Origin of the sequence: Streptomyces sp. B1866, from assembly GCF_031932565.1 — a bacterium.
In the GTDB taxonomy this organism is placed as follows: Bacteria; Actinomycetota; Actinomycetes; order Streptomycetales; family Streptomycetaceae; genus Streptomyces.
In genome coordinates this window covers 16786-27127 of the sequence record NZ_JAVSCF010000057.1, presented here as the reverse complement: position 1 = coordinate 27127, position 10342 = coordinate 16786, and the positions used below count along the sequence as shown (strand labels likewise).

The following is a 10342-nucleotide window of genomic DNA, read 5'->3' as shown; positions in this document are numbered from 1 at the left end:
GGGGCCCGGCCGCCGCCGGAGCCCGCGGCCGGCGGCCCGCCCGCCGCCGGGACGCACGGCCGGCCCGTCACGGCCCGGATCAGGTCCAGCTCCCGCGCCAGCTCCTCGCCGGTCGGGAAGTCCTCGTCGCGCTCCAGCAGCACGCCGGGCGGCACGGTCCGCGCGCACAGCTCCGCCAGCACGTCGAGCACCGGGCCCGTCACCGGGTGGGCGTGCGTGTCGTGCCAGACGCCGTCGCGCGCCACGCCGCCCGCCACGTGCACGTACGCGATGGCGTCCACCGGGAGCGCGTCCAGGGTGGCGGCCGGGTCCTCGCCGCGGTTCACGCGGTTGGTGTGCAGGTTCGCGACGTCGACGAGCAGGCGCACCCCGGTGCGCTCGACCAACTCGGTGAGGAACCGGCCCTCGGTCAGCTCCTCGCCGGGCCAGGCGAACAGCGCCGCGATGTTCTCCAGCGCCAGCGGCACCGGCAGCGCGTCCTGCGCGACGCGCACGTTCTCGCACAGCACGGCCAGCGCCTCCCGGGTGCGCGGCACCGGCAGCAGGTGGCCGGCCTCCACCGGCGGCGACCCGGTCGGCGGCCCCCCGGCCCGTACGAACGCGACGTGCTCGGAGACCAGCGGCGCGCCCAGCGCCTCGGCCCGCTCGGCGAGGGCGGCCAGCCGCCCGGGGTCGGGCCGCCCCGCGCCGCCGAGGCCGAGGGAGACGCCGTGCGGGACGACGGCCGTCCCGCGCTCGCGCAGCCGCAGCAGCGCGTCGGGCAGGTGGCCGGGGCAGATGTTCTCCGCCACGACCTCCACCCAGTCCACGCCCGGCAGCCGCGCGATGTCGTCGGCGATCTCCGGCCGCCAGCCGATCCCGGTCCCCAGGTACATCACGGCCCCCCCGTGCTGCGGTCCTCGCGTCCCGCGTGCGCGGGTCCAGGGAGGCATGGCCGCCCCGGGGCGGGGCCAATCCTCGCGGGGCCGGTTCAGAGGTTGATCTGAGCTTGGTGAGGTCCCGCGATCGGGGGGACGTCGCGGGACCTCACCCTGGTAAACGGAAACGCATACCGGCGGGTTCCGTTCCGGTACGGGAATTTCCGGTGACCTTCCGGCCGGCCGGTCGCCCCCCGGTCGCCTCGCCGGTCGTTCCGCCGGACCGGTCGCCTCCGGCTCAGCCCAGCGCCAGGCTGCGCAGCACCAGGCCCGAGGCGGGTTTCGGCCCGAAGGACGTCGACTTGTGCGGCATGGCGACACCCTGCCCGGCCAGCTCCCGCACGACCTCCTCGCGCACCGGGCGCATCAGCACGGCCGTGCCACCGCCCCGCTCCGCCTGGGCGACGGCCGCCGCCGCGTCGTGCAGGTAGCCGACGTCCTCCGGCCCGTCCGGAAGCCGCCAGACGCGGCCGAGCAGCAGGTGGTGCAGGACCGCCGTGTCCAGGGCCCGCCAGGCCGCCGGGCGGTCGGCGGGGACCGCGCGGGCCAGCAGGTCGGGGTCCGGGCGGTCCAGCAGGTGAAAGCGGCCCTCTCCGGCCAGCAGGAAAGCGTTCCCCGGACCGTCGCCCGCCGCACCGCCCGCCGCGGCGAGCGCGTCCAGGGCGCGCGGCAGCGGGCCGGCCACCGGACGCACCCGGAAGGCGCCGTCCACCGCGGCGAGCGCCTTCCCGGGCGGCAGCCGTCGCAGCAGCCGGTGGATGGCCCGCACCCGCAGCGGGTAGCGGGCGGAGTCCACCAGCAGCACCAGGCCGCGGTCCCACGGCCCCGGCCCGCCGCGCTCGGCGCTCAGCAGCCGGTAGGTGGCCCAGCGGTGGTGGCCGTCGGCGATGAGCGCCCGGCGCCCGGTGAGGTCGGCGGCCACCTCGGCCAGCGCGGCCGGGTCCGTGACCTGCCACAGCCGGTGCCCGGTGCCGTCGCCGTCGGACGTGGAGGCCAGCGCGGGCCCGGCCGCCGCCCGCTCGACGACGGCCGCCGCCCCGCGCGGGGCGGCGTCGCCGGAAGTGTCGCCGCGGTAGGCGAGGAGGAGGGGTTCGAGCTGGGTTCCGGTGGCGCGCATGAGCGCGGCCCGCTCGGCGACCACATCCGGCATGACGTCCTCGTGCGGCAGCACGGCCCCCTCCTCCTGCGCCGTCAGCCGCAGGGCGCCGATCAGCCCGCGCTGGAGGCCGCCGAAGGCGTCGCGCTGCTCGTACACGTACAGGCCGGGCTCCGGGTCGGCGGCGAGCACGCCCTCGTCCTGCCAGCGGCGCAGCGTCTCGGCGGCGTGCCGATGCCGGGCGGCCGGGGGGTCGGCGGGGGCGCCGGCGCGCGGGAGGATGAGGCGGACGATGTTGTACGGGTCCGCCGTCTCCAGCTCCCGCTGGCCTTCGGGCCGTACGACGACGTCGTAGGGCGGGGAGGTGACGGCGGCGAGGCTGCCGACCCGCTCGGCGACATAGCGCAGCCCCCGGAAGGGCAGGAGCTGGAGACCTCCTCCGACCGGTTCCGAGGTCTCCACCAGGGAATCCTATGCCGGGCGCGGAGCAGTGCCGCCGCCCGCGACCAGCACAATGTGCGTGGCCGACCCGCGGCCACCACCGACCGAGCCCGAGGAGAGCGCCCATGAACCGGCCCGCCCAGCCCGACCGGCACCCCGGCAGCGCCTCCGGACCGCCCGCGCGTACGGACGATCCGGCCGCCCCGGCCGTACGGACCCGGCCCGACGCCAGCGGCGAGCCGCTGACCGAGGTGTACGACACGGCGCTGCTGGACCTGGACGGCGTGGTGTACGCGGGCGGCGAGGCCATCGCGCACGCCCCCGAGACGCTGGGCGCGGCCCGGGACGGCGGCATGCACCTCGCCTACGTGACGAACAACGCCCTGCGCACCCCCGAGGCGGTCGCCGAGCACCTCACCCGCCTGGGCGTGCCCGCCGCGCCCGCCGACGTGATCACCTCGGCCCAGGCGGTGGCCCGGCTGATCGCCGGCGAGGTCCCGGCCGGCTCGCGCGTGCTGGTGGTCGGCGGCGAGGGGCTGCGGGTGGCGCTGCGCGAGCGCGGCCTGGTGCCGGTGGAGTCGGCCGACGACGACCCGGCCGCCGTCGTCCAGGGCTACGGCGGCCCGGAGCTGCCCTGGGGGCGGCTGGCGGAGGCCGCGTACGCGGTGGCGCGCGGCGTGCCGTGGTTCGCCTCCAACACCGACCTGACCATCCCCACCGGCCGCGGCGTCGCGCCGGGCAACGGCGCGGCCGTCGAGGTGGTCCGCATCGCCACCGGCACGTCCCCGCGGGTCGCGGGCAAGCCGCTGCCGCCGATGCACCGCGAGACGATCCTGCGCACCGGCGCGCGCCGCCCGCTGGTCGTCGGCGACCGCTTGGACACCGACATCGAGGGCGCCCACGCGGGCGGCGTGGCCGCCCTGCTGGTCCTGACCGGCGTGACCACCCCCACCGCCCTGCTGGCCGCCGAGCCCCGGCACCGGCCCGCCTACGTCGCCGCCGACCTGCGCGGCCTGCTCGCCGCCCACCCGGAGGTGACGGACGACGGCGGCCGCTTCGCGTGCGGCGGCTGGAGCGCGTCCGTCACGGGCGGCGGGGTGCTGGCCCTGGACGGCGAGGGCGCGGACCCGCTGGACGGGCTGCGCGCGCTGTGCGCGGCGGCGTGGACGCACGCGGGAGACCAGGCGGGCACGGCGGAGGCGGACAAGGCGCTGGCGCGGCTGGGGCTGTGAGACGGGGGAGGTCGGCCGTGCCCTACCGGCCGTAGATCTCCTGCCGGGCCAGGGACCTACGGCCCGGTGCCGACCGGGGCGGCGGGCCGCGTGGCGCTGTCCGGGGCCGGGGCCGCCCCGGGCGGCGGAGTGGACGTCGGTCGGTGACGCCGCGAGCGGTGAGTCCGGCGACGAGCAGGGCCGAGCCCGGCCCGGTCGACGAACTGCTCTGCCGGTGGAGCCCGCCGTCTGCCGACGCACCTCGGGGAGTAGGCCCCTTGGCCGGTCCGGCTGTCGNTGCCGACGCACCTCGGGGAGTAGGCCCCTTGGCCGGTCCGGCTGTCGGGGTGGCCCGGCCCGCGCCGTACGGGTACGGGCGGGCCGGGCCGAGGGGCGGGCGAGCTGGCCTTGGCCATGCCCGGCGCGGGGGTTCGCCGGATGGTGGCCGGTCACGCCCGCCCCCGTCTCAGGGGCCCGAGGGCGGCGGCAGGAGAGGTACGTTCCGGACGTGGTGGCAGCGCTGCCCCGCGCGGGCCTCCGACAGCTTCACCCGCCGCGCCGCGCCGCAGGTCGTGCACCGGCATGACCAGGCGACCGACGCGCGTCCCGGGTAGGACTCGATGGGCTCGTACCCGGCTTCCAGCATCTCCGCCGTGGCTTCGGCGGGGGTGACGGGCGGGTGGCGCCGCCGGTCCCGGCCCGGCTGCCCGGCCTCCAGGGGAGCCGGTACGGGCTGGAGCGGGCCGGTCGGGTCGTCGTTGGTCGGCTGTACGGGCCCGCCGACCAGCAGGCCGAGGCTGACGGCGACCTTGCGGTGGCAGCGGCAGGCGCAGCGGCCGCCGTGGCACAGGGCGTGCGCCTCGACCACCCCGCCGGGCCGGACGGCCGCCACGCACTGCGCCGACAGCCACGCCCCGCCTGCGGAACGGGCCGGGGGCAGGCCCGGGATGCCGGTCACCCGCACGCCCCCTTCCCGCACCGCAACCTGCCGTCGTCGGGGGTGGCGAGCAGCGCGCCCCGGGCCTCGGCGATCTCGACCATGGCGGTCAGGCACTCCACCAGCCGGGCCAGCACGTACCGCATCTGGAAGGCTTCGGCGTTGCCCGTGATGATCAGGTCCTCGGTGTGCCCGAGCAGCACGCGGGCCATCTCCACGCGCGCCGCCTCGCCGGGGTCGGGCCGTTCCAGGCGCTTGCCGCGCATCTCGGCGACTCGCACCACGTGGACCAGCGTCCACACCAGCCGGACCGCCCCCGCGCGCAGCCGTCCGCCGTCGACGCGGACCCCCGAGGCCAGCCACACCCGGGCCGCGCCGAGCGCGTTGCGCGCTGCCAGTACCTGCGCGTCCTCCCACGCATCCGCCAACACCCCCACGGGCCCGGGGTCGTGGCCGTCCGGGAGAGGAACGGTGTAGCAAGGCGTACCGTCGACCGTGGACCACGGCAGTCGCACCAGCCCGCTCACCGGTCCGCCTCCGGGTCGGTGGCCTTGGCCTGGCACCGGGGGCACTCGCACTGAGGCCACTCACACGACACCGGAGCGAACGAACGATCCGGCTCACCCCGCACGGAGCACGAACTGACCTCCGCCTGCTCACCGGTGACCGGGTCCAGCCGGTACACCCGGATCGTCATCACCGCCACGCCCAGCCACCCCCCGGCACGGCCCCCGCCCGAGCGACCTCCACGCCGTGGATCCGGCGCGGCCCGACGTCGATCCCGTACGCGGCCAGCGAGGCCGCCCACCGCCGACGCCTCCGCACCCGCCGCTCCGCCCGACTGGCCCGCCGACGCGCGGTCAACTCCCGCTCGCGCTCGGCCAGCTTCCGCTCGTACGCGAGCACGAACGGCCGCACCAACGGCACGTCCACCGGCCAGAACACCTCATCCGCCGGATCGGAGACCGGCTCGGCAGGCACCCGGGGCAACCGCAGCGTCGGCGGGTCCTTGGCGATAACCGCCGTCTCGGGCACCGAGTTCGCCCTCGGGTGGGAGAGCGCACGCGCCCCCTGGGATACCGCTCGGTGCCGCCCGTGCTGTCGATGGGCGAACACCTGCCGCAGCGATCCGAGCATGCGGACGACCTTGTTCAGCATGCTGATGCTCCTTCGGCGCGATGAGAGTCCGATCGCTTCCGCTGACTGGCAGTGCGGTCCGGCGCGCGGTTCCGTGCCGGTCCGTGAAGGTAGAGTTCTCGCCCCTCGCTGACGTTCGTGGCCTCTCGCGGCCCAACGTCGCGCGGCAGGCGGAGAGGTGCTTGTGCAGCTAACCCGACAGCCATTCGACCCCCTTGGGTAGTCACCCGGTGGCTCTGCGTCCACTTGCATAGTCCACCGGTGGACTAGTCATGTCAAGGTCGGGCAAGAGAAAACCCCCGCACGAGGCGAGGGTTGACGCTGCATCACCAGCTACTCAGTCGCGCATCGAGTACTCCTCCGTCCGCCGCCACCGACCAGCAGGCGAGATCCCCACCTCATAGGTCAGCGGCCTGCCCTCGGCGTCATACGCCACGTGGCGGGACTCGGCCACGGCCTGCGGCCCCGCAAGGCGCAGCAGCGCCAACTCGTCATCCGAGGCCAGACGGGCGGACCACCAGTCCCGGCCGGTATGCGGGGCCCGGCCCGTCTGCATCTCGACGTAGCGCGTCGTGCCCTCCCGCACCCGCTCGCGCTGCAACAGGCGAGGAGCCGCTGCCACGACATCGGCCGCGAACCACGAATAGCTGGTGGCCGTCGGATTCTCACCCTCGTAGGTGACACGGTGGCGCCGGGCCACCGGAGAGCCCTCCTCAACACCGAGAGCCGCAGCCACATCGGCAGGCGCGGGCACCGATTCCGCGGACAAGATCTCGGCGTACTCGCCAGCCGTATAGACGTTCCCGGTATCCACGGCGGTCCGGTACCGCTCACCAGCGCTACGCGCGAGAGGCATGCGCTCCCGGACGGACGAACCCGTCCCCTGCCGTGTCTCGATCAGACCCTCGTGGCGGAGCACTTCGAGCCCCTTGACCACCGTCGCACGCGAAACCTTCCAGCGTTCAGTCAACTCCCGTTCCGACGGCAGCGCATCGCCCGGCTTCAGCTCACCCCGGACGATGCGCCCGCGCAGATCGGCCGCGATCTGTTCGTACTTGGGAAGTGCCATCTCGTCCTCACCTGCTCAGTGGACTGGTCCAGCGGTCATGCTGCCGCCGGTAACGAAGAAACGTCAACCCGACGAGAATCGACGACCCGTTCGCACAGCGGGACGCCAAGAGACTCTGCTGCTCGCGAGCGAGCGCATGCCCGCCGGGTTGGGACGACGTGATCGGGAACCGGCGTCAGCCTGGACCGGCCGGGCCGGAACGGGCCCACCCCGGAGCCGGAACAGGACCCGGCACCCGAACGGGCGGGCGGCGGCGGCAGCCGCCGTCCGCCCCATACAGGCCGTCACCTCCGCCACCGCCCAGGCGCCGCATACTGGACGCAACAGGCGGGAGGGGCGCATGGTCAGCACGTTCCGCAGTCGCAGGCTCGGGGCTGATCTGCGGGAACTCCCTGAAGGGTCGGTGCTCGGCGCCGAGGCCGTGGCCAAGGAGATGGGCTTCTCGCGGCCGAAGCTGAGCCGCATCGAGGCGGGCTAGGTCCGCGTCTCGCAGAACAACCTCAAGGTGCTGCTGCACCTGTACGGAGTGGACGACGAGGAGCGGCGCAGCGCCTACATCAAGGCGGCTCGGGAAGCGCACAAGCCTGGTTGGTGGCGGGCATACCAGGACACGGTGCCGCGCGCGTACGCTGAGTACATCGCGCTGGAGGCGGACGCCTCGGAGATCCCAGGAAATTCATGAATAGCAGGAAAGGATATGCGATGACACCCCGAGACGGCGTGGGGCCGTGGCGTAAGAGCAGCTATAGCGCTGGTAACGGCAACTGCGTCGAAGTCGCGCAGCTCGCTCGCGGCGGCCGGGCCGTACGGGACTCCAAGGTCCCCGAAAGCCCCGTGCTGACGTTCCCGGAGACCGCATGGTCCGCGTTCATCGACGGAGCCACGGATGGGGAGTTCGACCGTTCCAGGCGGTAGGCGACGACAAGAGACAGCGCGCCCCGCTCCCGGTTCGCAGCCGGGGGCGGGCAAGCCCTTCCTGTACGTCGTCGTGTGCGCGGCCGGGATCGCCGGGGACGTCGGCAGGCTGATCACCGCCGCCCAGGAGGCGGACTGGGACGTGGGGGTCGTCGCCACCCCGCAGGGCCTCGGGTTCATCGACGCGGCGGCCGTCGAGGCCCAGACCGGGTATCCCATCCGCTCGGCCTGGCGCCTTCCCGGCGACCCGCGTCCACTGCCGCCGCCCGACGCCATCGCCGTCGCCCCGGCCACGTTCAACACGGTCAACAAGTGGGCCGCGGGCATCTCTGACACCCTGGCTCTGGGAGTCGTGTGCGAGGCGTACGGCCTCGGCGTCCCGATCGCGGTCCTGCCGTACCTGAACGCCGCGCAGGCGGCCCACCCCGCCTACGGGGAGAGCCTGGCGCGGCTACGGGGCATGGGCGTCCTGATCGGCTCGTACGAACCCCACCCGCCCAAGGCCGGCGGCGGGGCCGACCGCTTCCGTTGGGAGGAGGCGCTGGACCTGCTCACGCCCAGGGTGGCGGGGCGGGAGTGATCAGCGGTGCCGGTCCTGCACGGGCTCAGGGCGCCAGTTCCGCCGCGTACGGCGGCTGGGCGCCCGCGCGGGAGCAGGTGAGGGCGGCGGCGCGGGCGGCGAAGTCGAGGGTGTCGCGCCACGTGTCGGCGCTCGGCGGGCGCGGACCGGTGAGTGCGCCGTGCGCGTCGAGGCGGTGCAGCAGTGCCGCGTTGACGGTGTCGCCCGCGCCGATGGTGTCCACCACGCGCGTGCGCCGCCCCGGCACCGACTGCTCGTCTCCGTCGCGCGTCCACACCGTCAGGCCTCGCGCGCCCCGGGTGAGGACGACCGCCGTCGGGCCCGCGGTCAGCCACTGGCTGAGCGCGGCGGCCGGGTCGCCGGGGGCGGCGAGCCAGGCCGCGTCCTCCTCCGACAGCTTCAGCAGCCGGACGTACGGCAGCCAGGAGCGGAAGCGGGCCCGGTAGGCGTCCGGGTCGGCGATGAGGCCCGCGCGGATGTTGGGGTCCAGGGCGGTGAAGATCCCGCGCCCGGCCGCGTGCCGCAGCAGGTCCTCGTACGCGCTCGCGCCCGGTTCCAGCACCAGGGAGCAGGTGCCGACGGAGACCGCGCGGGCCGCCTCGGGCAGCGCGGGGCGGGTGAACAGGCGGTCGGCGGTGCCTTCGGTGTAGAAGCGGTAGCCCGCCGAGCCGTCCGGGCCCAGCTGGGCGACGGCCAGGGTGGTGGGCTCCGGCCCGCGCTGGACCAGCGAGGTGTCCACACTGTCGGCGGTCAGGCCGCGCAGCAGCTCCTCGCCGAAGGCGTCGGTGGACAGCCGGGAGCAGAACGCGGTGGGGGAGCCCAGCCGGGCGAGGGCGATCGCGGTGTTGTACGGGCCGCCGCCGCGTTTGGGCAGCAGTGCGGGCAGAGCGCCGTCCTCCTGGCCGGGGTCGGCGGGCCGCCGCGTGTCGGCGGGCGCCGCGGGCACCAGGTCGATCAGGGCTTCCCCGGCGACGACCAGCATGTGACTGCCTTTCGGACGGTGGATATGGCGGGGGCGGGGTCACCTGCCGGGGCAGCCGCAGGACTCGCGGTGCATGAGCGTGCATGGCAGGCGCAGCGTGCGCGCAGGTCCCGCCGGGTCGGCCAGCCGGTCCAGCAGCAGGCCGAGGGCCGCCGTGCCGATCTCCCGGCCGGGCTGGGCGACCGCGGTCAGCCGGGGCTCGAACAGGTCCGCCCAGGGGAAGTCGTCGAAGCAGGCGAGGGCGATGTCGCCGGGCACCCGCAGGCCCGCCGCGCGCAGGGCCCGCAGGGCGCCGACGGTCATGGCGCTGCCGGCGGTGACCAGCGCGGTGGGCGGCGCACCGAGGGCCAGCAGGCGGCGGGTCGCAGCCTTGGCGCCGTCGGCTTCCGGGTGGCCGCCGACGGCCAGTTCGGGCGCGTACGGCAGGCCGGCCCGCCGCAGGCCCAGGCGGTACCCGGCGGTGCGCTCGGCGGTGGTGGACGGCCCCGGCGGCCCGGCCACCAGGGCGATGCGGGTGTGGCCGAGCGCGGCGAGGTGGCCGACGAGTCCGGCCACCGGCTCCTCGTTCCGGGCGCACACCTGGTCGTGGCCGTCGCCGACGAGCCGGTCGAGGAAGACGGCGGGTATCCGCGCCCGCGCGAGGTAGCCGAGCATCGCCTCCGGCCGCGCGGACGGCGCGACGAGCACGCCGTCGACGCGCCGCTCGTGCAGCAGTCTGACCACCGCCAGCTCGTGCCCGGGGTCGTCGTGCGGGTCGGCGAGCAGCAGGCTGTAGCCGTGTCGCCGGGCGCCGGCCTCCACGCCCCGCACGATCTCGGTGAAGTACGGGTTGCCGGTCGCGGAGAGCGCCAGCCCTATGGACCGGGTGCGGGAGGTGACCAGCGAACGGGCGAGGGTGTTGTGGGTGTAGCCCAGCTCCTCGATGGCCGCGCGCACGGCGTCGCGGGTGGCGGGGCGCACCGGGCGGGTCCCGTTCAGCACGTGGGAGACGGTGGCCGCGGAGACGCCCGCGCGCCGGGCCACGTCGGCCATGGTCGCCATCGTTCCCGCCTTTCCG

Annotated in this window: 13 protein-coding genes; 5 read left to right on the top strand and 8 right to left on the bottom strand. The window is 75.6% G+C overall.

The genetic code is table 11. The features are described 5' to 3' along the window. Positions 1-875, bottom strand: an 875-nt coding sequence (locus RKE29_RS11085) for a DUF692 domain-containing protein (protein WP_312004982.1), incomplete at its 3' end; no start/stop codon positions are given. A 280-nt stretch (positions 876-1155) separates the two neighbouring features. Then, positions 1156-2475 carry a DUF1015 domain-containing protein gene (locus RKE29_RS11080; protein WP_312004981.1) on the bottom strand — a complete coding sequence of 440 codons (1320 nt, stop codon included), beginning with the start codon at positions 2473-2475 and terminating at the stop codon, positions 1156-1158. Positions 2476-2579: 104 nt separating this feature from the next. Between RKE29_RS11080 and RKE29_RS11075 the strand changes: the two genes are divergently transcribed. Then, complete coding sequence (locus tag RKE29_RS11075; RefSeq protein WP_312004980.1) at positions 2580-3686, top strand: HAD hydrolase-like protein; 1107 nt, start codon at positions 2580-2582, stop codon at positions 3684-3686. Between the two features lie 445 nt (positions 3687-4131). Here the strand turns inward: RKE29_RS11075 and RKE29_RS11070 are convergent, their stop codons facing one another. From RKE29_RS11070 to RKE29_RS11055, 4 genes are all read right to left on the bottom strand, one after another. After that, positions 4132-4623, bottom strand: a complete 492-nt coding sequence (locus RKE29_RS11070; RefSeq protein ID WP_312004979.1) for a hypothetical protein — start codon at positions 4621-4623, stop codon at positions 4132-4134. Next, positions 4620-5030 carry a hypothetical protein gene (locus tag RKE29_RS11065; RefSeq protein ID WP_312004978.1) on the bottom strand — a complete coding sequence of 137 codons (411 nt, stop codon included), beginning with the start codon at positions 5028-5030 and terminating at the stop codon, positions 4620-4622. The genes RKE29_RS11070 and RKE29_RS11065 overlap by 4 nt, the downstream gene beginning before the upstream one ends. 268 nt (positions 5031-5298) lie before the next feature. Then, positions 5299-5760, bottom strand: a complete 462-nt coding sequence (locus RKE29_RS11060; protein WP_312004977.1) for a hypothetical protein — start codon at positions 5758-5760, stop codon at positions 5299-5301. A 316-nt stretch (positions 5761-6076) separates the two neighbouring features. Beyond that, positions 6077-6808, bottom strand: coding sequence for a GntR family transcriptional regulator (locus tag RKE29_RS11055; protein ID WP_312004976.1), 732 nt, complete (start codon positions 6806-6808; stop codon positions 6077-6079). 340 nt (positions 6809-7148) lie between these two features. On the opposite strand from RKE29_RS11055, the gene RKE29_RS11050 reads away from it, so the two are divergent. Genes RKE29_RS11050 through RKE29_RS11035 form a run of 4 tightly spaced genes read left to right on the top strand, consistent with a single transcriptional unit; the run spans position 7149 to position 8303 of the window. Further along, positions 7149-7286, top strand: a complete 138-nt coding sequence (locus RKE29_RS11050; RefSeq protein ID WP_312004975.1) for a helix-turn-helix domain-containing protein — start codon at positions 7149-7151, stop codon at positions 7284-7286. Positions 7287-7313: 27 nt separating this feature from the next. Continuing rightward, positions 7314-7490, top strand: coding sequence for a hypothetical protein (locus RKE29_RS11045; protein ID WP_312004974.1), 177 nt, complete (start codon positions 7314-7316; stop codon positions 7488-7490). Positions 7491-7510: 20 nt separating this feature from the next. Then, complete coding sequence (locus tag RKE29_RS11040; RefSeq protein ID WP_312004972.1) at positions 7511-7723, top strand: DUF397 domain-containing protein; 213 nt, start codon at positions 7511-7513, stop codon at positions 7721-7723. Beyond that, positions 7695-8303 (top strand): flavoprotein, encoded by a 609-nt coding sequence (locus RKE29_RS11035; protein ID WP_312004971.1) that lies wholly within the window; start codon positions 7695-7697, stop codon positions 8301-8303. The genes RKE29_RS11040 and RKE29_RS11035 overlap by 29 nt, the downstream gene beginning before the upstream one ends. Before the next feature lie 25 nt (positions 8304-8328). On the opposite strand, the gene RKE29_RS11030 is transcribed toward RKE29_RS11035, so the two are convergent. After that, positions 8329-9285 (bottom strand): carbohydrate kinase, encoded by a 957-nt coding sequence (locus RKE29_RS11030; RefSeq protein ID WP_312004970.1) that lies wholly within the window; start codon positions 9283-9285, stop codon positions 8329-8331. A gap of 39 nt (positions 9286-9324) precedes the next feature. Then, entirely contained in the window at positions 9325-10326 is a 1002-nt protein-coding gene (locus RKE29_RS11025) for a LacI family DNA-binding transcriptional regulator (protein WP_312004969.1), read from the bottom strand. Between the last annotated feature and the right edge of the window lie 16 nt (positions 10327-10342).